The 21364-nt window shown below is 43.7% G+C and carries 23 protein-coding genes; 15 read left to right on the top strand and 8 right to left on the bottom strand.

The window, feature by feature from the left end; genetic code table 11:
- Positions 1-25: 25 nt before the first annotated feature.
- On the bottom strand, positions 26-1384 hold the full coding sequence (locus MKY11_RS18270; RefSeq protein ID WP_342501665.1) for an aldehyde dehydrogenase: 1359 nt from the start codon (positions 1382-1384) through the stop codon (positions 26-28).
- 172 nt (positions 1385-1556) lie between these two features.
- Here MKY11_RS18270 and MKY11_RS18265 point away from each other — a divergent pair, with 172 nt between their 5' ends.
- From MKY11_RS18265 to MKY11_RS18255, 3 genes are all read left to right on the top strand, one after another.
- Positions 1557-1889 (top strand): YwdI family protein, encoded by a 333-nt coding sequence (locus tag MKY11_RS18265; RefSeq protein WP_008343634.1) that lies wholly within the window; start codon positions 1557-1559, stop codon positions 1887-1889.
- A 33-nt stretch (positions 1890-1922) separates the two neighbouring features.
- Positions 1923-3233 (top strand): purine/pyrimidine permease, encoded by a 1311-nt coding sequence (locus MKY11_RS18260; protein WP_041507947.1) that lies wholly within the window; start codon positions 1923-1925, stop codon positions 3231-3233.
- A 67-nt stretch (positions 3234-3300) separates the two neighbouring features.
- Positions 3301-3672 (top strand): DUF423 domain-containing protein, encoded by a 372-nt coding sequence (locus tag MKY11_RS18255; RefSeq protein WP_003215282.1) that lies wholly within the window; start codon positions 3301-3303, stop codon positions 3670-3672.
- Between the two features lie 41 nt (positions 3673-3713).
- Here the strand turns inward: MKY11_RS18255 and MKY11_RS18250 are convergent, their stop codons facing one another.
- From MKY11_RS18250 to MKY11_RS18240, 3 genes are all read right to left on the bottom strand, one after another.
- The gene (locus MKY11_RS18250) at positions 3714-4331 is read right to left on the bottom strand and encodes a cupin domain-containing protein (protein ID WP_019743221.1); all 618 of its coding nucleotides are present in this window, start codon (positions 4329-4331) and stop codon (positions 3714-3716) included.
- Positions 4332-4462: 131 nt separating this feature from the next.
- Complete coding sequence (gene gerQ, locus MKY11_RS18245) at positions 4463-5005, bottom strand: spore coat protein GerQ (RefSeq protein WP_007497781.1); 543 nt, start codon at positions 5003-5005, stop codon at positions 4463-4465.
- Between the two features lie 341 nt (positions 5006-5346).
- Positions 5347-6021, bottom strand: a complete 675-nt coding sequence (locus tag MKY11_RS18240; RefSeq protein WP_073413058.1) for a YIP1 family protein — start codon at positions 6019-6021, stop codon at positions 5347-5349.
- A 175-nt stretch (positions 6022-6196) separates the two neighbouring features.
- Here MKY11_RS18240 and MKY11_RS18235 point away from each other — a divergent pair, with 175 nt between their 5' ends.
- The 12 genes from MKY11_RS18235 to MKY11_RS18180 all read left to right on the top strand — a co-directional run bounded on the left by MKY11_RS18235 (position 6197) and on the right by MKY11_RS18180 (position 17234).
- On the top strand, positions 6197-6967 hold the full coding sequence (locus tag MKY11_RS18235; RefSeq protein WP_041508123.1) for a glycosyltransferase family 2 protein: 771 nt from the start codon (positions 6197-6199) through the stop codon (positions 6965-6967).
- 6 nt (positions 6968-6973) lie between these two features.
- On the top strand, positions 6974-8386 hold the full coding sequence (locus MKY11_RS18230; RefSeq protein WP_342501664.1) for a CDP-glycerol glycerophosphotransferase family protein: 1413 nt from the start codon (positions 6974-6976) through the stop codon (positions 8384-8386).
- A 21-nt stretch (positions 8387-8407) separates the two neighbouring features.
- Positions 8408-9586, top strand: a complete 1179-nt coding sequence (locus tag MKY11_RS18225) for a DegT/DnrJ/EryC1/StrS family aminotransferase (RefSeq protein WP_116306429.1) — start codon at positions 8408-8410, stop codon at positions 9584-9586.
- On the top strand, positions 9583-10458 hold the full coding sequence (locus MKY11_RS18220) for a GNAT family N-acetyltransferase (protein ID WP_342501663.1): 876 nt from the start codon (positions 9583-9585) through the stop codon (positions 10456-10458). The genes MKY11_RS18225 and MKY11_RS18220 overlap by 4 nt, the downstream gene beginning before the upstream one ends.
- 1 nt (position 10459) lies before the next feature.
- Positions 10460-11584: an N-acetylneuraminate synthase family protein gene (locus MKY11_RS18215; protein ID WP_041507943.1), complete on the top strand. Its 1125-nt coding sequence runs from the start codon at positions 10460-10462 to the stop codon at positions 11582-11584.
- Entirely contained in the window at positions 11574-12314 is a 741-nt protein-coding gene (locus tag MKY11_RS18210) for a glycosyltransferase family protein (protein ID WP_058337061.1), read from the top strand. Before MKY11_RS18215 ends, MKY11_RS18210 begins: the two co-directional genes overlap by 11 nt.
- A complete protein-coding gene (locus MKY11_RS18205; RefSeq protein ID WP_342501662.1) occupies positions 12311-13339 on the top strand; it encodes a glycosyltransferase in 1029 nt (342 codons plus the stop codon). Before MKY11_RS18210 ends, MKY11_RS18205 begins: the two co-directional genes overlap by 4 nt.
- 2 nt (positions 13340-13341) lie before the next feature.
- Positions 13342-14082 (top strand): sugar phosphate nucleotidyltransferase, encoded by a 741-nt coding sequence (locus MKY11_RS18200; RefSeq protein WP_135009561.1) that lies wholly within the window; start codon positions 13342-13344, stop codon positions 14080-14082.
- Positions 14079-15044, top strand: coding sequence for a dTDP-glucose 4,6-dehydratase (rfbB, locus tag MKY11_RS18195; RefSeq protein ID WP_024719470.1), 966 nt, complete (start codon positions 14079-14081; stop codon positions 15042-15044). The genes MKY11_RS18200 and rfbB overlap by 4 nt, the downstream gene beginning before the upstream one ends.
- A 3-nt stretch (positions 15045-15047) precedes the next feature.
- Positions 15048-15902, top strand: coding sequence for a dTDP-4-dehydrorhamnose reductase (rfbD, locus tag MKY11_RS18190; protein WP_047945790.1), 855 nt, complete (start codon positions 15048-15050; stop codon positions 15900-15902).
- Positions 15895-16350, top strand: coding sequence for a dTDP-4-dehydrorhamnose 3,5-epimerase family protein (locus tag MKY11_RS18185; RefSeq protein WP_008343612.1), 456 nt, complete (start codon positions 15895-15897; stop codon positions 16348-16350). Before rfbD ends, MKY11_RS18185 begins: the two co-directional genes overlap by 8 nt.
- 92 nt (positions 16351-16442) lie before the next feature.
- Complete coding sequence (locus MKY11_RS18180) at positions 16443-17234, top strand: SDR family oxidoreductase (RefSeq protein WP_286069845.1); 792 nt, start codon at positions 16443-16445, stop codon at positions 17232-17234.
- Positions 17235-17249: 15 nt separating this feature from the next.
- Here the strand turns inward: MKY11_RS18180 and MKY11_RS18175 are convergent, their stop codons facing one another.
- The 4 genes from MKY11_RS18175 to MKY11_RS18160 are packed head-to-tail and all read right to left on the bottom strand — an operon-like array spanning position 17250 to position 21363.
- Positions 17250-18446 carry an aminotransferase class I/II-fold pyridoxal phosphate-dependent enzyme gene (locus MKY11_RS18175; protein ID WP_342501661.1) on the bottom strand — a complete coding sequence of 399 codons (1197 nt, stop codon included), beginning with the start codon at positions 18444-18446 and terminating at the stop codon, positions 17250-17252.
- A 14-nt stretch (positions 18447-18460) separates the two neighbouring features.
- Positions 18461-19882: an ATP-grasp domain-containing protein gene (locus MKY11_RS18170; protein WP_342501660.1), complete on the bottom strand. Its 1422-nt coding sequence runs from the start codon at positions 19880-19882 to the stop codon at positions 18461-18463.
- 15 nt (positions 19883-19897) lie between these two features.
- Positions 19898-20659 (bottom strand): SDR family NAD(P)-dependent oxidoreductase, encoded by a 762-nt coding sequence (locus MKY11_RS18165; RefSeq protein WP_008343608.1) that lies wholly within the window; start codon positions 20657-20659, stop codon positions 19898-19900.
- On the bottom strand, positions 20656-21363 hold the full coding sequence (locus MKY11_RS18160; protein ID WP_058337056.1) for a cupin domain-containing protein: 708 nt from the start codon (positions 21361-21363) through the stop codon (positions 20656-20658). Before MKY11_RS18160 ends, MKY11_RS18165 begins: the two co-directional genes overlap by 4 nt.
- Position 21364: the final 1 nt, after the last annotated feature.

Below are 21364 nucleotides of genomic sequence, written 5' to 3'. Positions count from 1 at the left end.
ACGAGGGAAAATCCCTTCGTCCTGTTTATTTTAAAAATTTGCGGACAATGTCGAGTCCGTTTTTCGCATTTGGATATCGGAAAGAAAAATCAAAGCGATTGGTCTGGCGCAGGACACTTTTTTCATGTGTAAAGGTGAAAAAGCTTTCTTTTCCATGATATCGTCCGATACCGCTTTCACCAACGCCTCCAAATGGTAAATATGGAGTGGCGACATGCATCAGCGTATCGTTGATGCAGCCTCCGCCAAATGAGAGGTTGTCTAGAATATAGTCTTCTGTTTCTTTATTGGTTGTAAATAAGTAAAGAGCGAGCGGCTTCGGTCTTGCCTTAATCATGTCAGCTGCCTCTTGAAGAGAGTCAAATGTGATGACAGGCAAAATAGGTCCGAAAATTTCCTCCTGCATCACAGGATCTTCCCATGTAATGTGATCTAGAATGGTCGGTGCGATTTTGAGCTCTTGTTCATTACGCTGTCCACCTGTCACAATCGTTCCATTTGAGAGAAATTGTGAAAGTCGATCAAAATGACGCTGGCTGACATTTTTTCCGAAATGCGGATTTGTTTCAGGCTGGTTCCCGTAAAAGTCACGGATACAGGTCGTCATTTCACGCAATAGGTTCTCTTTGATCGATTCATGAACAAGTAAATAGTCTGGTGCAATGCATGTTTGACCAGCATTCGTGAATTTACCAAAGGTGATTCGCTTCGCAGCGAGTTTGATGTCTGCATCAGGCATGACAATGCATGGACTTTTTCCGCCGAGCTCAAGTGTGACAGGTGTGAGATGCTTTGCGGCCGCTTCCATGACGACTTTGCCGACGGCTACACTTCCAGTAAAGAAAATATAATCAAAAGGCAGTCTCAGAAGCTCTGTGCTGACATCCACACCGCCTTCAACGACCGCTGCAAGATCTTCTTGAAACACGCTTTCCACAATCGTGCCAATCACGTTTGAGACGTGCGGCGTTAATTCTGACGGTTTTAAAGTAACGGCATTTCCGGCAGAAATGGCTCCAACTAATGGCGAAAGGGCCAATTGGAAAGGATAGTTCCAAGGGGCAATAATCAGAACACTTCCGTACGGTTCCTTAATGATCATACTTTTCGATCCGATATGGGTCAGAGGTGTTTTCGCGCGAGATGGTTTGGCCCATTTGTGAAGATGTTTGACGGTATGATTGATCTCTTCATATACCATGCCAATTTCTGTTGTATAGGCTTCCTGCTCGGATTTATGTAAATCATGGGCCAAGGCTTGTAATATGTCCTTTTCATGATGTTTAATGGCTTTTTTCAAATCGTTAAGAAGGCGGATTCTATCTTGAACCGCTGGTGTTTGCACGTTTTTTTGTTTGTGAATGAGTTCAGTGAGTTTGCTCATCTTTCAGTCCTTTCAAAGACGATATTGTTTCTTTTTTATTATGTGTGAATCTTGGGTAAGGGTCAAATAAGAGGAACAGAAGCACACAGCTTTGAAAAAAGGAACCCATTCAGTTTGTTCATTTGGTAAAATAATGTTGGAAAACGAATTTTTTAGATTGGAGGGTCTACCCTTGAATATTCATATATCAAGTCTGCTTCAAAAAATGGAGGAAGCCATTCAAAAAGCAAAACAAAGTGGAAATGATGAAGAGGTGAAACGTCAAGCGGCGGTCATCTCTTCACTATGTGATGTCATTCTCGACACATCATCACAGGTGCAAATGCCGCAGTCTTCGGTCATTTCACCGCCTCCATCTATACAGACACCATCTGCACCGGCTGTGTCTACGGATCAAGCCATGCTAGAGAAATTGATGGGCACTAGCGGTGCAAAGAAATTTCAGCATAAAGAAGAGGGTCAACAAGAGAAAGATGGCAACGGTGACTCTATTTTTGATTTTTAATGGTCTTGTCACGACAAAGGGAAGGTGATCGGGTTGAAACTATTTTTGGGCGCCATTCAGTGGATGGCATTTTTTATCGCAGCTTCTATTGCTGTGCCGATTGCGATTGCACAAGCATTTGAATTAAATCAAGTGCAGTCGGCGGAACTGATTCAGAGTACATTCTTTTCACTTGGACTTGTGGCGATGGTGCAGTGTTTATGCGGTCATATGCTGCCGATCAATGAAAGTCCAGCAGGGCTGTGGTGGGGGGTATATACCCTTTATGCAGGCATGACAGGGACGATTTTTGCTACATATCCTGAAACCTTGCAAGCATTACAAGGGGCTTTAATTTTTAGTGCTGCGTTCTTTTTTATTTTTAGTCTTTTTAAAATCATTAATTGGCTCGCGTCTTTATTTACGCCGGTTGTCACAGGTATTTATTTGCTGCTACTTGTTGTGCAGTTAAGTCAGCCAATCATGAAAGGGCTGATGGGGATCGGCTATCGGGGAAATCAGGTAGATGGGCTTGTCTTTTGTCTATCAATCTTGATTATTGTCATCACCTTCATGATCAGCCGCTCAAAATGGCATTATTTAAGACAGTTTTCTGTGTTATTCGCACTTGCAGGCGGCTGGCTGTTATTTGCTTTACTCGGACTAGCGAAGCCAGTTCGCATTCCTGAGCAGATCATTGAGTTTCCAAAACTGTTTCCGTTTGGCATGCCGGTCTTTGACAGCGGACTGCTTGTCACGTCCTTTTTTATTACGATCTTACTCATTGTGAATATGCTGGCAAGTATTCGAATTGTGGAAAGTTCCGTCAAGGCATTTGGTGAACTGCGTGAGCGGAAACGAGCCAGACCGGCTGGTTTTGTCGCCGCATTTGGTCATTTGCTAAGCGGACTGATTGGTGCGATTGCGCCTGTCCCTATTTCGGGGGCAGCGGGCTTTATACAAACAACCAAAATTCCATCGAGAAAGCCATTTTTTATTGGCAGTCTGCTCATTGTCCTCATTAGTTTATTTCCATTATTGATGAGCTTTTTCTCTGCATTGCCTTCTCCTGTGGGGCTGGCTGTGAACTTTGTGGTGTTCTCTTCTATGATTGGGATTGCTATGTCTGAATTCGATCAGTATGAAAAAGAAGACATCCCGCGCATTCGATTTGTGCTTGGCATCGCTGTTTTAGCAGGCGTGGGCGCAATGTTTGTGCCGCAGGGGGCATTGAAAGGCATGCATCCTGTGTTGATTTCTTTATTGAGCAATGGTCTTGTGCTTGGCACACTGATTGCGATTGTGGTCGATCAAGTGCTACTGCGAAAGAAGAAGAAATCCGACAATCTCGTGTCAGCATCATAGGAAAGTTGAATGTTGGATAAGACCCGCGCTATGATAAACATAATTGATGAGATAAGGAGAATGACGAATGAAACTATTTTTCATATTAGGTGCCATTAACGCCATGCTTGCGGTTGGTCTTGGAGCCTTCGGTGCACATGGACTGGAAGGGAAAATTCCTGAAAAGTATATTGAGATATGGAATAAAGGGGTTCAATATCAGATGTTCCATGCCATTGGCCTATTTATTGTCGCCTTTCTGGCAGATAAGCTGTCAGGTGTTTCTCTAGTGCCGACCGCTGGCTGGGTGATGCTGGCAGGCATTCTTTTCTTCTCAGGAAGCCTTTATGTGCTTGCCTTGACTCAGGTGAAGATTCTAGGTGCCATTACACCAATTGGCGGAGTGGCGTTTATCGCTTCTTGGATCATGCTAGTGATTGCAGCAGCAAAAAATTTATAAGATAAAAAACCGATGCTCTCATAGGGGCATCGGTTTTTTTCTTAACTCCAATAAGGAGAATAGTTCGGAGGTGCTTGATAATAAGGTACATAGTGGGAAGGGGGGACAGGGTGCGTTTGTGTCTCTTCCTCCCGGTGGCAGAAAGGTCCGATAAACACACCAGGTTTCACAGGCTGCGTCGCCTGCTTCCACTGCGTTTCGTTCATGCAATAAGTATGTGCCATGATGTGTGAAGGCGTGAGGGTTAGAAGGTCTGAACCTAAGATGACTTCTGGCGTCGATGCGTTAAAAATGGCTAACAAATGGGTTTTGTCCTGCAAGGCGACTTCATAATGCCACCAGCCTTGTGGCACATTGGCTACCTGCCCAGGGGTAATGGTGTAGGTGGACAGCTTTTTTGTAAAAGGGTTCAACATGGATACAGCAGCAGAGCCGGCGATACAATAAACAAGCTCGGCAGCATTTTGATGATAATGAGGCTCTACTACTTTGCTTTTACTCAAATATATATCCAGCAGAGATACTTGATCGAGCGAATTTAATTGTTTTTTTCCTAAAACATTAATCAGGTTGTGTTGATCATATTTCACAAGGGGGCTTTGGTTCAGATCAAATGAATATTTGACATTCGGCGATGTATAATCCAGCTCAACAGTCATTGATGTCACCTCTAGGCGTTTAATAAAAACTACTAGGCATCTTATGAGCCTTCCCCCGAAGGTGTGTCAAAAACCTAGACAAAAGAAAAAAGCAAGGGCGTCTGCACCTTGCTACTGATAGGACCTTGAGGTTATCTCGGAGAATACGTAGACATCGAGTATGGATAGTCATATTGAATTTCCCCATCAAACGTAATGTAATCAAGGTAGATTGTTAACAATAAGTATCGTGTCCCAGTTTTGTTATCACTAATGATAATGTGATCACGTCCTGCGGCCTCAATGACCCCTCTAAAAATCTTAGAGTTCCATTCTTTACTTGCCTCAAACGTCATATAGATTGTGGCTACTTTGCCGCGGTTTAATCGTAAAATATTTTCAATATAGGACTGCTCAAGCGGCAGCTGACCGGTGACGTTCTGCTGATAAATCGGTCCCGAAGGAATTTGATAGGGCTGCCCGCCACTTTGCCCACCTTGGCCTCCTTGTGAAGTACCAGTAGACGGCATTGGCGAATACCCCTGCTGCATTTGACCTTGCATTTGACCCTGCGTTTGGGGAGGGACTGAATAACCCATCTGCTGCGCAGGATACGGATTTGCTCCATATTGTTGCTGGCGAAAATCTTGACCTTCGAAACCCGAACCTTGCCCAAATTGATTTTTCAATTTCATAACGTTCCTCCTCTTTCCTCATGGTGTTCTAAACAGAAGGCAGAAAAGCGCCTGTTGTTTCCATAGCATTCTTTTTCTCTTTCACACTATGAGACAGGAAGAGAGAATATGTACATTGAACGAAAAAAAGGAACTGCTTTGTGCAGTTCCTCAGCGTGTAGACAAACCCTCGCATTCGGTGTCAGTCCTGCGCTTCGGTGCTCACGAATGTCAAATTCGCTCCGCGCCGATGCTCGTCCTTCCTAGACTGCAAAGGTTTTCTATCACGCTGAAAAGAAGACAAACCCCATATTCGTACTGCCTAGACTGCAAAGGTTTCCAACAATCTAAGGAATGCCTGTTTACATCAACCAATTCATAGCCCGCTGGACGTCATAGAGAAGGGTCATGATGAGAAAAAATAAGGCGATCGGTGTGATGGCAATGATAAAGGCCTGCCATATTCTCAGCTTCATCACAGCGACAAGGCCTAAAACAGCCATCCCAAATATCCATGTCTTGGTATACGCATCAACCAGTGGTAAAACACTGAGATAATACCATACTTCATAGTGCTGGTCTAAATAGGGTGAGATTTTCACAAATGTATACGGACCAAGCAACCCCACAGTAAAAATCCAAGTAAGAGCAAATAAGGTGGAAGGAAAAATGACCGTCAGTGTGCAAGCTTTGAGCACATCTCGATACGGCGCTTTACTGCCAAAAAACAGTCGCCCTAACCACTGTAAAATGAATGAACCGAAAAATAGAAGAAAATTGCCTACTAAAATACCAAAACCTGCTCCGTGTAACAGAATAAAAGGATATGGAATATGATTGCCCATATACTCACTAAAATACCCTTCGTACATCCAGCTAGTACCAGCGATACTTGCAAGGAGTATCATCAGCCACATGGGAATAGAGGTATGTTCATATGAGCGAATAATCGTTTTTGTCGCGACAAAAATTTTAAAGAATCGAAAAAAACCTTTTGCTTCCTCTTCTTGTGAGAGATCACTCTTCATATACTCCAATGTTCTTTACTCCTTTAATACACATAAATGATTACTTATATTACCAAAATTTTTACGTTTTTCAAAGATAGATCATGAAAAAAATCCAATTTTATAAAAAATAGGTCACTCTACAGTCTCTTTAAGAGGAGACACATATGATAACCATAGTTTAAAAGAGACCGAGGTGAAAACATTGACGAAAGTAACGGTCATTATGACGAGCTACAACAAAGCGGCCTACGTTGGCAGATCAATTGAAGCGGTGCTGCAGCAGACCTTGTCAGACTTTGAACTTTTTATCATGGATGATGGATCAAACGAACAAACCCTTGCTGCTATTGAGCCTTTCCGTAAAGATCCACGCATCCATTTTATCCAAAGCGGGGTGAAAACGCTGGAGGAAAGAACGGCGAAAACACGCTATGCCGTCCTCATTAATCAAGCATTAGAACAGGCAAAGGGCGAGTATATTTCCTATGCCACAGATGACAATGTCTATGCACCAGACCGTTTAGAGAAGCTCACGAATTATTTAGATGCTCGTCCAAATGAACATATTGTCTATTCTAGTTCAAAAGTTATCTATTTAAATAGCGAAAAAGAGCCAGTAAAGGAAACGATTCGACCTGCGCAAACGGTGCAGTGGAATGCACCTTGTGCTATTGATCACTGTTCAGTTGTACATCGTGCATCCATTTTAACAAAGATTCGAGCTGAGTTTGGATCCTACTGGGACGAGAGTCCGCATTTTTATCGAATAGGGGATGCGCGGTTCTTTTTTAGATTAAATCACTTTTATCCGTTCTACCCTTTTGATGAGGTATTGGATACAAACTACATCACAGAACAGTCTATTCATTATCAGTTGGCAGAAGATGAGAAAAGCGATTTTATTCAAGCACTTCCTCCGCAGTCTACCTGTAGGGAGCTCCGTCATATATTAAAACAAAGACATGGGAGGTGACCTTAAGTGTCGCATTATATTCATCATTATTGGCAGGTGTACTTTGAGTATGTGAATCTGATGAAAGACTTAACCTATCGCCACATCCCCCTTGGATTAATCAGTAATTTTTATCAATACATCAGCCCTGAAGTGAGGGAACGTATGGAAGATGAGGCGTTTGGTGAAGAGCTGACAACGACTTGCCCAAAGCCGCAAGACATTCAGCCCTTTTTTGATCAGCATAAACAGCAGATCAAGCGTATCCCTTATCGTCCGAGTCATGGAAAGGTGCTGCTTCACTTTGAACACCTGCGTTTTACTGAACAAAATTACATGCGGTTCCATCCGAACCAAACAGTGGTGCTCGCACGCTGGAAGAAGGCTGATTATTTCGGATTACCAGTAATCAGCAAGCCGGAATTAGCCGGAGAGGTTAATAAAGAAGCCCATGCTGAATATATTGAAAAAGCAAATGTTCTATTGAAACCTTACGCCCAGCATCCTGTCTTTGGCAATGTCTTTTTTAGAGAAAAGCTTCGGAAGGACATTGTGCAATTTATTGATGTGATTGACCAACTAGAAACGCTATTTGAGATGCAGCCGATCACAGCTGTCGTGGTTGGTACGACGGAGGATGCCTACAGCCGTGTGCTCGCCTTGCAAACCGTGAAGCGCCATCTCACAAGTATTTGTCTTCAGCACGGTGCGCTCATGGGAGACGAAGCCTTTTTGCCGATTTTCACCACCTGCCACGGAGTGTTTGGAAAATATGAAAAGGACTGGTATGTAGACAAAGGCTGTCAGCCTGAGCAGGTGGAGATCACAGGTCATCCGAGATTTGATTTGGTGCAGGAGCGAACACCGCTTCAACAGGAAATGGTCTTTCGTAAATTGAACTTCAATCCTGCCAAAAAGACTGTGCTCGTGGCAACACAGCCGTTTTCAGAAGCCTTTTACGGTGATGTTCTTAAAACGATTGCAAAACGGAAAGACATTCAGCTGATTATGAAGCCGCATCCGTGGGAAATCGCTCGAAATCGATTAAATGACTACACAGCGATTGAACGTGCGGGGAACCATGTGAGATTAATTAAAAAAGAGATCGACTTGTATGACCTCCTGCCGTATATGGATATGGTCATTACGCTCACATCAACAGTTGGTCTGGAAGCAATGCTCTTTAAAAAGAGTGTACTGATTGGAAAAATGACAGAAGGCAGAAGATACCCTTATTACGAGTCGCTTGGCAGCTGCCACATGGAAAACCCTATTGAGTTGGCCGAGAAAGCGATCCGTATTTTATCGGATGAACAAGAAATGAAGCTGGCGAAACAGCAAGGAGCTCGTTTCATTCAAGAGCATTATCCGCATGCACAATCGACCGATGTTCTGCTTTCTCTGCTCAAAACAAAAACAGGCGTGGATTTTCAGAGATGAAGATAGGGGTGTGCAAGCGATATGGGACAAAAGAGAGCACAATTTCTTCCTTATGCACTGCCTTTTATTGAACAGGAAGAAATTGATGAAGTCATTGGAACATTAAAGTCCGGCTGGTTGTCCACCGGACCAAAAGTTAGACAGTTTGAAGAAGAGTTTAGGCAGCTGACTGGAGCGAAGCACGCAATAGCAGTCAATTCATGTACAGCTGCTCTATTTTTAGCGTTAAAGGCGAGAGGCATTGGAGCTGGTGATGAGGTCATCACAACGCCTCTGACGTTCTGCGCAACAGCCAATACGATCATCCATACGGGGGCAGCCCCTATTTTCGTGGATATTGATCCGGCGACACTCAATCTAGATGCGAAAAAATTAGAAGCGGCCATTACACCACATACGAAAGCGGTTGTCCCTGTACATTTTGCTGGTCAATCGTGTGATATGGACCAAATTTTAGCGATTGCCAAAAAATATGATTTGTTCGTGTTGGAGGATGCCGCTCATGCCCTCTATACGACCTATCATGATCAACCGATTGGATCAATTGGTGATGCGACCGCTTTTAGCTTCTATGCAACGAAAAACATAGCGACTGGTGAAGGCGGCATGCTGACGACAAATGATGATGCACTTGCGGCTAGAATCAGAAGGCTGGCGCTTCACGGGATGAGTAAGGGAGCGTGGAATCGTTATGGAGAAAAGGGAACATGGTATTACGAGGTCGAGGAACCGGGCTATAAAATGAACATGTTTGACGTGCAAGCATCGTTAGGGCTCGTTCAGCTAAGCCGGTTGAAGGAGATGCAGACACGTAGAGAACAGATTGCGAAGACATACAATCAGGCATTTCAACATGAAGCTGGTCTCATCTTGCCGCCTGTACATGATGAGGGAAGACATGCGTGGCATTTATATGTGCTGCAAGTTGATCCAAAAGAAGCAATGATCACACGCGATGACATGATTGATCAGCTGCAAAAGGAATATAAAATCGGCACGAGTGTTCATTTTATTCCCGTTCACTTGCATCCATATTATCAAGAGACCTACAACCATTCACCAGAGGATTTCCCTGAGGCACTCACTTATTACAAACGAACGCTTTCGCTCCCGCTCTATCCAAGTATGACAGATGAAGATGTGCAGGATGTCATCACCGCAGTCGTGTCAATTTTAAATGACAAGAAGGCCTCTTCATGAAAGTCGTTCATGCAATAGATGATCAGGTGCTGGCAGCTTGGCTGAAAACATATGGGCATGAAGCGGAACGCATGGCAGGATTCAAGCAGTTTGCTCTTGTCAGCGGTGCTAAGCTCAAAGCAGTGCTGCTATACGAATGGTCCAAATGGGAGAGCGGCATTTTTGACAAGCATATTTTTCATGTGAAGTTTGTGGAAGCTGAATCAGCGTTGCTCTTTAAAGAATTGATGGAGAGATTCATCAATTGGATGAGAACAGAAAAATGTGATTTTTTCTTTTTACGTCTTGAGGCGGCTGATCTTGAAAAAAACCGCATTGTTCAAAAACTATCCCATGTGTATTATGTCGGTGGTCTCACTAGGCTTGAGGCACCGCCTGCCCTCATGGAGATGCCATCATCAGATCAAGATGTGGTGGTGGGTGTGCCAGATGAAAAGGATTACGATGAGGCGGTCTTACTAGGTGATCAGGCTTTTGTGAAAAGCCGTTATGCCCTTGATCCATATTTAGACCAGCGGGTTGTTCAGCATTTTTATCAGGAGTGGATGAGAAACAACTTACTCGGACGCGCAGATATCAACCTCGTTGCCAAGGTGAATGATGAAGTGGTTGGCTTGATTCAAGGTATGACAAAGGGGCATGAGATGGGGCTTGAGCTTTTTGCGATTAGACCGGATGTTCAAGGAAAAGGGATCGGAAAAAAGCTGTTTATTGAGATGATGAAAGTGTCTCATCACAGAGGGCATCACTTCATTTCTGCGGGGACACAGCTTCATAATACGACAGCCATCCAGCTGTACGAAAAGATGGGGTTTAGGACAACAAATGCCTTTTTGTATTACCATGTGTGGCCGAAAAAAGGAGAGAGGTAAGATGGCGCATTTCTATATCGGAGATCGCAAAGTGGGAGATGATGCGCCTGTCTTTATCATTGCAGAGGCAGGCATTAACCATGATGGAAAGCTGGATCAGGCACTTGCTTTAATTGATGTGGCAAAAGAAGCAGGGGCTGATGCGGTGAAGTTTCAAATGTTTCAAGCGGATCGGATGTATCAAAAGGAACCGGGGTTATACGAAACGGCCAAAGGAGAAGAAGTGTCTATTTTTTCTTTAGTGGAACAAATGGAGCTGCCGCCAGAATGGCTGCCTGTCTTATTGAGACGTTGTAAGGAAAAAGGACTGATGTTTTTAAGCACCGTGTGTGATGAAGAATCGGCTGATTTATTGAATCAAACGAATCCGCCTGCTTTTAAACTGGCATCCTATGAAATCAACCATTTGCCTCTTTTGCGTCATACGGCTTCTTTTCACAAGCCGATCATTTTTTCAACAGCTGGGGCCACCATTGCTGATGTTCATGAAGCATACGAAACGATTACGAGCCAGCAAAATAAGCAAGTCGCCATCATGCATTGTGTGGCAAAGTATCCAGCACCTAGAGCATATACGAACCTGCGGGTAATTCAAACCTTAAGGTCCGCTTTCCCTGAAGCAGTCATTGGCTTTTCAGATCATAGTGAACACCCGACGGAAGCGCCAGTAGCCGCTGTGAAGCTCGGGGCAGCAATGATTGAAAAACATTTTACAATAGATAAAACATTACCCGGAGCGGATCATTCATTTGCTCTTAGTCCTGAAGAATTAAAGGAAATGGTTCAGCACATTCGAGCAGCAGAAAAGCAGCGGAATCAAGCGGAAATAGACGTTCATTCATTACCAGAGGAGCTTCTTGGCAGTTCTTATAAAACGACAACAGCCATTGAAGGGCAGATTCGAGAATTTGCGTATCGAGGAATTTTTACGACCAAAGGCATTGCAAAGGGAGAGACCCTCACGTCAGAAAATGTAGCTGTGCTGCGCCCTGGACAAAAAAATCAGGGGTTGCATCCGCGATATATGCCGATTTTACTTGGCACAAAGGCTGTGAGAGACATCCCAGCTCATACAGGTGTTTCGTGGAAAGACGTACTCATGCAGGAGTCTCGAGATGATGCATGATGTACTTTTTGTCATTCAGGCTAGGATGGGGTCAACAAGACTGCCCAAAAAAGTGATGAAACCGATCGGCGGCATGGCGCTGATTGATTTGATTGTGGAGCGGGTGAAGCAATCAGATGATTACTATCACAAAATGCAAAACCTTATGATTGCCACAACGGTCGAGCCAGAGGATGACTATTTGGCTCAATACTGTATGTCAAAGGGCTATAAGGTGTTTCGAGGCAGTGAGGCAGATGTGCTTGAGCGGTTTGCGCAGATTGTCCGCCAATTTGAACCTAAAACGGTTGTACGTTTAACGGGAGACAATCCATTTATAGATCCTTCGCTTTTGTCGAAAATGCTTGAAAAACATAGACAGGAAAAGGCTGATTACACATATACGAACGGAACACCACTCGGTATTTCCGGGGAAATGATTGAGGCATCTATTTTATGTGAAATCGACAAAATCCCCCTCACTTATTCAGAACGTGAGCATGTCACGCTGTATATCAGAAAGCATCCCGAGCAATTTCACCTTCAATTATTCACACCGCCCAAAGAACTTGCATATCCTGCTTATCGATTCACGATTGATACAGAAGAAGATTATGTGTTTGCTACCTGTTTATTAGAGAAAGCTGGTGGTTCTATTGCTGTGCCGACAGCTGAGCTCATTTCCATCTGTGAACAACATCCAGACATTGTTCGTTTGAATCAATCTGTGAGACAGAAGGATGCTGAATGAACAAAAAAATCATGATTGTTGTTTATGGGGGTTTTTTAAGAGGAATGGGTCATGTCGTCAGAATGAAACGTTTGGCAAAAGAACTGCTTCAGGAAGGGAACGACTTATATTTCTATACAAATGATCAGATTTGTGTAGAAATGCTTTCGCACCCAGAGTGGCACGTTCAGATGGTGCATGAGTCGAATGCGCTTCTCCAGGTCCAACAAGACATCAAAAAGCTAAAACCTGACCTTTTAGTTATAGATGTCCTTGATTGTGATCTTCAGTTTCTTCAAATGATTAAAGACTCCTGCGATAGTGCGAGGCTGGTCTTATTTGAGGAAAAAAGAGAGGAAGCCTGTCAGCTTGCAGACACGGTCATAAACGGCATTTATGGCGGTCTGGACGGGAAGCACGAGCAGGTTAATGGCACGGCTTATTATCATGGAACGCCCTATTTATTGTTAGATTACGAGATTAATCGATTCAAAGACACATATGAGGTTCGGAAAGAATGTAAAAAGGTGGTCATCAGCCTTGGCGGCAGTGATCCGTGCGGCCTGTTATCAAAGGCTGTATCGGCGCTTCTTCAAACAAATCACCTAGACATTTTAGCGGTCGCAGGAAAAGCCTCTCACATCAAAGAGCAAGTAGAGGCGGAACATATCCAATTCATTCAACATACAGATCAACTACCGGTTCTTTTATCAGAAGCTGATGTGGCTATCGTAGCAGGCGGTATGACGTTATATGAGGTAATTTGTATCGGGGTGCCCAGCATTGTCCTATCGCAAGTAGACCACCAAGCAGAGACAGCGAGCATGTTTGCGCAAAAGGGCGCTTGTTTTCACCTTGGATTAGGTGACCTTGTGGAAGAAAAAGACCTGTTGCAAGCTGTTCAAAAACTGTCTGACAGCTATTTTCTCCGCAGAAGCATTCATCTTAATGGACGTTCACTCATTGATGGAAAAGGAATCGAACGAGTGAAAAACATTCTTATACACCTCATGAATTCACACCAAAAAGAACATAAGGATGTGTAGATGTGAAGGGAGTTATTTTAGCAGGAGGAAAGGGATCACGGCTGGCACCATTAACGAAGATTTTCAACAAACACTTGCTGCCGGTTGGTCCATACCCGATGATTTATTGGTCATTATTCAAACTGAAAGAAGCAGGAATTGTAGATGTGATGCTGATTTCACAGGAAGAACAAATTCCGTTGTTTCAAAAGTTACTGGAAGATGATCGTGAACTTGGGATGAATATTGTGTATCAAGTACAGCCAGAAGCGTCTGGTATTTCCGATGGTTTATCCTATGCAAAGCCCTTTGCTCAAGGGGAAAAATTTGTGCTGATGCTTGGTGATAATGTATTTGAAGATTCATTACGCCCTTTTGTCGACGCCTTTAGGCAACAAGAAAGCGGAGCCAAGGTTTTATTGAAAGAGGTGGCAGATCCAAAACGGTTTGGCATTGCAGAAATTGACCCTGCTCATCATCGAATTTTATCAATAGAAGAAAAGCCAGAGCACCCAAGGTCATCTTACTGCGTCACGGGCATCTATTTTTATGATCAAGACGTCTTTCAATATATCGAGGAAATCTCGCCGTCAGATCGAGGTGAACTAGAGATTACTGATGTGAATAATCTCTACATCTCAAATAGCCAGCTGACCTATGATATGTTAAAAGGGTGGTGGATTGATGCAGGAACACATGAATCTCTCCACGAAGCATCTATAAAAATGTTTGAAACGATGAAGGAAAAAGAGGGATACGAATGACGAAGTCTTATTTAATTACAGGTGGAGCAGGGTTTATTGGACTGAATTTTGTGAAGCTGCTGCTTCAAGAATCCGATGTCCGGCTTACCGTATTTGATAAATTAACATATGCCAGTCATCCAGAGGAGATGGAATATTTATCAAAGCTGCCTCATTTCCGTTTTGTTCAGGGAGATATCACGCTGCAAGACGAACTGGATCAAGTATTTGATGAAGCCTATGATGCCATCATTCATTTCGCAGCAGAATCACATGTCGATCGCAGTATTGAGTCAGCAGAACCCTTTATCCAAACAAATGTCCTTGGTACCTATCGTATGCTTGAAGCTGTTTTAAAGGGAAAGGCGAAAAAACTTATTCATATTTCGACAGATGAAGTATATGGAGATTTGGAGCCGGATGATCCTGCTTTCACAGAACAAACACCACTCTCACCGAATAATCCTTATTCAGCAAGCAAGGCAAGTTCAGACCTGCTTGTGAAATCTTATATCCACACCCACCAACTACCCGCCATGATCACAAGATGCAGCAACAACTACGGACCTTATCAGCATGAAGAAAAATTAATCCCGACCATTATTAGAAAAGCGGTCAATGGTGAAAAGATTCCGATATACGGAGACGGCCAGCAGATCCGCGATTGGCTGTATGTAGAGGATCATGCGAGAGCCGTAAAACAAGTAGTAGAAAACGGAACAGCCGGTCAGGTGTACAATATTGGCGGCGGCAACGAGAAAACAAATCTTGATTTAACCAAAACCATTCTCACACATCTAGGCATCTCTCATGACCAAATCGCGTTTATTCAAGACCGAAAAGGGCATGACAGGCGGTATGCCATTGATGCCAGTAAGCTAAAAGAAGAGCTTGGCTGGGTGCAGGCAACTTCATTCGAAAAAGGTATCGAAAAAACGATCGATTGGTATCGTGCCAAATATGATCAAAGTGAAGAAGGGTGACCGATGAAAGTTTTAATCACCGGTGCAGGCGGCCAATTAGGGAAAGAATTGACGAAACAGCTGAAAGAAAAAGACATCACAGTCATTGCTTTAACAAGGAGTATGCTAAATATCACAGATCAACAGGCAGTCAGACATGCAATGAGACATTTCCGTCCGGATATTGTTGTCAGTGCGGCTGCTTATACGTCTGTGGATCAATGCGAAACAGAAACGGAAAAAGCCTATCTTGTGAATGGGATTGGCGCCTACTATACAGCGCTTGAAGCTAAAAACGTAGGGGCTGATGTATTACATGTCAGCACAGATTATGTGTTTGATGGGCAAGCGGATACCCCTTACCAAGTTGATGCACAAGCAGATCCGCAAACCATTTATGGGAAAAGTAAAAAACTTGGAGAAGAATTGATTCATCTTGTGTCAGATGAAGTGAAGATCATTCGGACATCGTGGCTTTATGGACATGAGGGACATAACTTTGTGAATACCATTCTTCGGCTGGCTGAAACGAAGGATCATTTGCGCATCGTCAATGATCAGTTAGGGTCTCCTACTTATACAAAGGATGCCGCAGAAGCTTTGATTCACTTGTTTGACCAGAAAGCAGGTATTTATCATGTCAGTAACCGAGCAAGCTGTTCATGGTTTGACTTTGCGGCAGAAATTGTGGCAGCAAGCGGTCTGTCTACGATAATTGAGCCCATTTCCACTGAAGAGTATGGCTTCCAAACACCTCGGCCCGCCTACTCTGTTTTAGATCTGCAAGCGATTGAAGCGACAGGCTGGAAGCCAAGACATTGGAAGGATGCACTTCACGAATACTTGCAGAAAGAAGGGAGATTCGAGCAGCATGATTGATGGTGTTCAAACGAAAAAACTCATGAAACATTGTGATGATCGCGGCTTTTTCGCAGAGCTTATTCGAGATGACGAACCGATGCTGAAGCGATTTGGGCAGGCGTCGTGGTCGAAAAGTTTCCCAGGAGTGATCAAAGCCTTTCATTATCATGAAAAACAAGACGATGTTTGGTTTTTCCCAGCAGGTCATGCACAGGTCGTTTTATACGATTTGAGAGAGGATTCCCCGACAAAGGGTCAAACCGATGTGTATTATATGGGAGAAGATAATCCGATGCTGCTCCTCATCCCAAAGGGAGTTGCCCATGGCTACCGCGTATTAGGAGAGACGCCGCTGCAGATTGTGTATTTTACAACAGAATCGTACGATCCAAAAAACCCAGATGAGAAGAGAATTGCGTGGAATGATGAGGCGATCGGATTTAATTGGGAAACGACATTTAAATAGAGAAGAGAGGCCTTTCGCAGGAGAAAGGTCTTGTTTTGTTGAAATACATTCTGTATGTGTCATTTTATGTATATTGATGAAAAGGGATGTGGATGAGTTTGTCTAAAAGAATTGCATTTGTCACAGGGGCAAGTACAGGCATTGGAAAGGCAATCGCAATAAAACTTGCCGCCCAGAGCGATATGAAGGTGATCATCAACTCTAGAAATATGGCCTCACTTGAACAGACGAAACAGCACATTCAAGATATGACAGAAACAAAGGAACCGCTGTCTCTATTCTGTGGAGATATGTCGGTTGAAGCGGTGAGGTCGGAAGCCTTTGAAGAAATAGAAAAGGAGTTTGGCAGACTCGATGTGCTGATCAATAACATTCCAGGAGGAAAACCAGATACATTTGATTCATGTGAAACTGACCAGATGCTGGCTGCTTTCTCTCAAAAAGCCATCGCCTACGTAGATACAATGAAGCGTGCAGTAGCATTGATGAAAAGACATGAATATGGACGGATCATTCAAATTGTCGGGAACCTGTGGAAGGAACCTGGTGAACAAATGTTTACGAATAGTATGATGAATGCAGCGATTATTAATGCCAGTAAAAATGCAGCCACACAGCTTGCGTCGTCTAGTATTACGGTGAATTGTTTAAATCCTGGTTTTATTGCAACCGATCGGTATGAACAATTTATCGGCAATATGATGACGAAGCAGGGAGTGTCACGAGAGCAGGCTGTACAAGCTGTCGCATCAGGTATCCCAATGCAAAGAGTAGGCTCAGCGAGTGAGATGGCGTCATTGGCAGCTTTTATGGCATCAGAGGAAGCTTCTTATATCACAGGCCAACAAATCTCCGTAGACGGTGGAACGATGAAAAGTATATAAACTGAAAAAAACCCGCTATAGGCGGGTTTTTTGATGAAATCGAATGGGGAGGATGGACAGACGGTCGATAAAGAGAGCAAGCTCTTCAATCGGGGCAACCATTGAAATGCGTACATGACGGCTCCCATTGGCTCCAAATACTCCTCCAGGCGTGACGACAACATCGGCATGTTCGAGTAAATAGTCAGCAAAGGCATGAGAATGATCAAAGTCATCAGGAATCGGAGCCCATAAATAAAAGGCGCCGGGTGGACGTTTGATTGTCCAGCCAAGCTTTCTCGCCGCTTGCCGGATGAAGAAATTGATTCGTTCAAGGTATATCGCTCTTAATGATTGAATATGACAGTCATCACTTTGCAAGGCAACAGTCGCTGCATGTTGAAATCCGCCATACATACTGACAAACACGTGGTCTTGGAAGGTATTGATGGCATGAATGATCTCCTCATTTCCAACAGCAAAAGCGACTCTCCATCCTGCCATATTAAAAGTCTTTGATAGAGAATATAATTCGACGCCTACACTTTTCCCGAGAGGAGTATTCATGAAGCTCACGGGTGTTTGTTCGTAATGAAATGAACCATAGGCGAAATCATGAATAACATACAGTTCGTGAGCGGCCGCAAAGGTAGCAGCCTCTTCAAAGAATGCCTCATTTGCGACAGCACCCGTGGGGTTATTCGGATAATTCAAGAACAGTACTTTTGCTTTTTTGACTACATCACGATCAATTGAGGAGAGATCTGGTAAATAACCATTTTTCTCTTCAAGTTTGATACTGTATGGCTTGGCGTCCGCCATCAAAATGCCTGAATGATATTCAGGGTATCCTGGATCGGGAACGAGTGCAATATCTCCTGGATCAAGAAGACACTGACTCATGACATACAGTCCCGTTTTTCCGCCAGTGAAAAGAGCAATTTCCTTCTGCGGATCAATCTCAGCACCGAATTCCGATCTATAAAAATCTGCAATGGCTTGTTTGAAAAAGTCAAAGCCTCTAAAAGGGGCATATTGTTGAAATGGCAAAACACCCGCTGACTCCTCTAGGGCACTCACGATATGGGGAGGAGTTGGTAGATCAGGGTTTCCCTGACCTAGATTCATAATGTTTGCTCCGTTTTTTGTCTTTTGAGCAATTTTTTCAAAGACGGTGCCGAATTTTTGTTCAGGCAGCCGTTCAATCATTTTAGATGCTAACATTTTCACCACAGCAGCCTCTCTTTCTATCCCTTCACTAATTCATCCATTAACTGAATCGTTGCCTGTTTCTGAATGTTGCGGATGGACGCGGCAACGTCTTGTGAGGATGATCCTTTTAATTCAAGAGATACGATTCCATTAAAAGCTTCAAATAAAGCAAGATCCACCATAGTCCCTTTGGCAGGGAATGATTGACTGACAATCGCAGTATCTCCAACGAATGCCTCCTCTGGAATAGACACATGATCAATGGTGATATGTGTGGCTTCAGGTGGGATATGCCCACTCTCTTTAAAATGCTGGGGGTACAGGTGGCAGTCCGCTACATAAAATGTATGTCCAGAAAACAGCTGTTTTGGCAGTACAGCCTTTTTACCATCAACTAATACATCAATCAATAGCTTGGCCATATCGACGCCAAAGACCTTTTTAATATTCGGGATCATATTCCAGCCAGCGAATCGAGCCGCTGATTCGATCAGTCCAGTTTCTCGATTTTTCATGAGTTTGATTTCTGTATGGGTTGCACAATGTTCAAGACCTAGTCCTTCATTTGCCTTTCTTGCTGCTTCAATGATGATTTGCTTTGCTTCATTGTCTAAGATCGTCGGAGTGATATGAGCCGTTTCTGTAAAACCGATTTGAGGGGTTTTATCATGTATGACAAAAGGGAGATATTCGCCCTCTACGACCAGCCCTTCTACACTGACATAATCAGCATATCCTTCATCTTCATACCAATCTTCGTAAGCACCCTCTAAATACGTTTCAGCGACAAACGGTGCTTCATACGTGACAGCGTCTGGGACTGGTATGGTTTCCAAATACGATTGTACTTGTAAAAACAGATCATCACTTCCAGCCTTGTCATGAAACAAGGTGACGCCAATAGAACTGGCTAAATATGTAGGCTTTAAAATGAGCGGTGTTCCGATAAACTCAATGGCTTTTTGGAAATCAGATAAAGTCGTGACAGGCTGAGTTTTCACCGCTTTGACGCCAGAGGCGTTGAATGCAGCCCTCATTTGGCTTTTATCACGCGCCATTTCGGCTGCCTTGACACCGGCACCTCGCAGCCCAAGACGTTCAGCGGCCTTTGCCATCGGTGCAATGAATAATTCATTATTGGTGGTGATTGCATCTGCTTTGAAAAAGGAAGCCACTCGAATGAAGTCTTCCACAACTTCTTCTTCTGATTTTGGATAATCATCATGTGCCCAGTAAATAGAATCAGGGTGTTCAAAAGAAGGGTGTGTATCAAAATAATCACGGTCTTTGATGACCGCAATGGAGTATTTTTCGATTAGCTCGGCATGTCCCTTTGTAATCGCAAAGGGTCTCGGGATATAAGAAACGATATGATACGATGCCGCCACGCTTTCATAAAACATATGGGGCGGGCACCCACCTAGATCAGCAATGACAAGTACAGTTTTTTTACTCAATGAAAGCACTCCTTTTTATCTAGCGGTGTAACCTCCGTCTGCTGTGACGACACTTCCAGTCATATAGCTGGATAGATCAGAGGCGAGAAAGAGCATCACGCCAGCAATTTCTTCAGGTTTTCCAAGCCGCAGCATAGGGTTCACCTTTGCCTTTTCCTTTTTGACGATCTCGAGACTTTCTGTGTGGTTGTCTAAAAAGGACTTCTCGTTTAATGGTGTATCAATGATGCCAGGGGCAATACAATTCACCCTGATTTGATGAGCGGCATAGTCAATGGCCATTGATTTGGTGAGCTGAATGACACCGCCTTTTGTTGCATTGTATGCCGGAATGTCAGGCCAGCCCACAAGACCTCCGACAGATCCGGTATTGATAATACTTCCACTCTTCTTTTCAAGCATATGCGGCAAAGTATGCTTACTCATGAGAAAGACGCCGGTCAGGTTGACCTGAAGAATACGATGCCAATCCTCCAGTGCCATCTCATGAATAGGTGAGACAATTTCGATGCCTGCATTGTTAATGAGGACATCAATGGCACCGAATCGGCTCAGCACGCTCTGAACGGTTTGGTGACAGTCAGACTCCTTCGTAATATCTGTTTTAAAAAATGCAAGGTGCTCATGCGGCAATGATTCAATTAGTTGGTTGCCGCTGCTTTCATTGATGTCAGCGACAGCTACTTTTGCTCCATGCTCGAGGAAGAGCTTGACAGCAGCAAGCCCAATCCCCGACGCACCCCCTGTAATGAGGACAACTTTTCCGTCCAGCTTCATTTCTTCACCTTAGATGCCTTTGGTTTTAAGCGATTATAGCGAGGAGGGAAGAAGAGATTAATAGACTTTGATGCTTCTGGCTTTGGATTGATGGCCCCATGATCTTCCCTTGGATCACAGAAATAGGTGGTGCCAAATTCCATCTTTTCTGTAAAGCCTTCGATCGTCATATCATACCCTCCGCTGATGCAAATGCCGATTTGTTCATTTCTATGTTTATGAAAAGGCATTTCTCCACCGTTTCCAGGGATATTGGCAATCATCAGCTCCATCCAATCCTCCACAAAAAAAGTCACTTCCATGCCAGGGAGTAAATCCCGTGTTTTGAAAATGTCTAAGAAATAAGTGGGGGGAGCTGTATATTCTTCATTATCCTTTAATCTCTTAATATCAATGGCGATCACTTCTTCATCTGTCAGATTTGAAGCGCCATGAGGGACAAACGGTGGTGCGATATAGGCTGATTCTAATGGGGTGAGCAGTTGAGTCGATTGGCCGACAGTCATTTGAAGCTCGCCTTTTAATACAATGCCGATTTGTGCTTCGGGATGTTCGTGAGGTTCAATGATCGTGCGGGGAGGGACGTATGAAATTAACACTTCCGTACCGCCTCTTACAGTGGAATATTGGATAACGCCATTATCCCATTCTAATTTTTTCGCTTGAGGAAAATATCGTTCTTGCATCTTTTGTTCAGTTTGCATC

The sequence above is a fragment of the Bacillus sp. FSL W7-1085 genome (assembly GCF_038595035.1).
Lineage (GTDB): Bacteria > Bacillota > Bacilli > Bacillales > Bacillaceae > Bacillus > Bacillus altitudinis.
Note: the sequence above shows the minus strand (reverse complement) of the source record. Positions and strands in the feature narration are given on the sequence as shown.

Excerpts from the sequence above, each read along its gene's own strand:
- MKY11_RS18225 (WP_116306429.1), top strand. The coding sequence starts at position 8,408 with ATGGGACAAAAGAGAGCACAATTTCTTCCTTATGCACTGCCTTTTATT.
- MKY11_RS18205 (WP_342501662.1), top strand. The coding sequence starts at position 12,311 with ATGAACAAAAAAATCATGATTGTTGTTTATGGGGGTTTTTTAAGAGGA.
- MKY11_RS18220 (WP_342501663.1), top strand. The coding sequence starts at position 9,583 with ATGAAAGTCGTTCATGCAATAGATGATCAGGTGCTGGCAGCTTGGCTG.
- rfbD (WP_047945790.1), top strand. The coding sequence starts at position 15,048 with ATGAAAGTTTTAATCACCGGTGCAGGCGGCCAATTAGGGAAAGAATTG.
- MKY11_RS18210 (WP_058337061.1), top strand. The coding sequence starts at position 11,574 with ATGATGCATGATGTACTTTTTGTCATTCAGGCTAGGATGGGGTCAACA.
- MKY11_RS18160 (WP_058337056.1), bottom strand. The coding sequence starts at position 21,363 with ATGCAAACTGAACAAAAGATGCAAGAACGATATTTTCCTCAAGCGAAA.
- gerQ (WP_007497781.1), bottom strand. The coding sequence starts at position 5,005 with ATGAAATTGAAAAATCAATTTGGGCAAGGTTCGGGTTTCGAAGGTCAA.
- MKY11_RS18255 (WP_003215282.1), top strand. The coding sequence starts at position 3,301 with ATGAAACTATTTTTCATATTAGGTGCCATTAACGCCATGCTTGCGGTT.
- MKY11_RS18180 (WP_286069845.1), top strand. The coding sequence starts at position 16,443 with ATGAGTTTGTCTAAAAGAATTGCATTTGTCACAGGGGCAAGTACAGGC.
- MKY11_RS18250 (WP_019743221.1), bottom strand. The coding sequence starts at position 4,331 with ATGACTGTTGAGCTGGATTATACATCGCCGAATGTCAAATATTCATTT.
- MKY11_RS18185 (WP_008343612.1), top strand. The coding sequence starts at position 15,895 with ATGATTGATGGTGTTCAAACGAAAAAACTCATGAAACATTGTGATGAT.
- MKY11_RS18270 (WP_342501665.1), bottom strand. The coding sequence starts at position 1,384 with ATGAGCAAACTCACTGAACTCATTCACAAACAAAAAAACGTGCAAACA.
- MKY11_RS18165 (WP_008343608.1), bottom strand. The coding sequence starts at position 20,659 with ATGAAGCTGGACGGAAAAGTTGTCCTCATTACAGGGGGTGCGTCGGGG.
- MKY11_RS18215 (WP_041507943.1), top strand. The coding sequence starts at position 10,460 with ATGGCGCATTTCTATATCGGAGATCGCAAAGTGGGAGATGATGCGCCT.
- rfbB (WP_024719470.1), top strand. The coding sequence starts at position 14,079 with ATGACGAAGTCTTATTTAATTACAGGTGGAGCAGGGTTTATTGGACTG.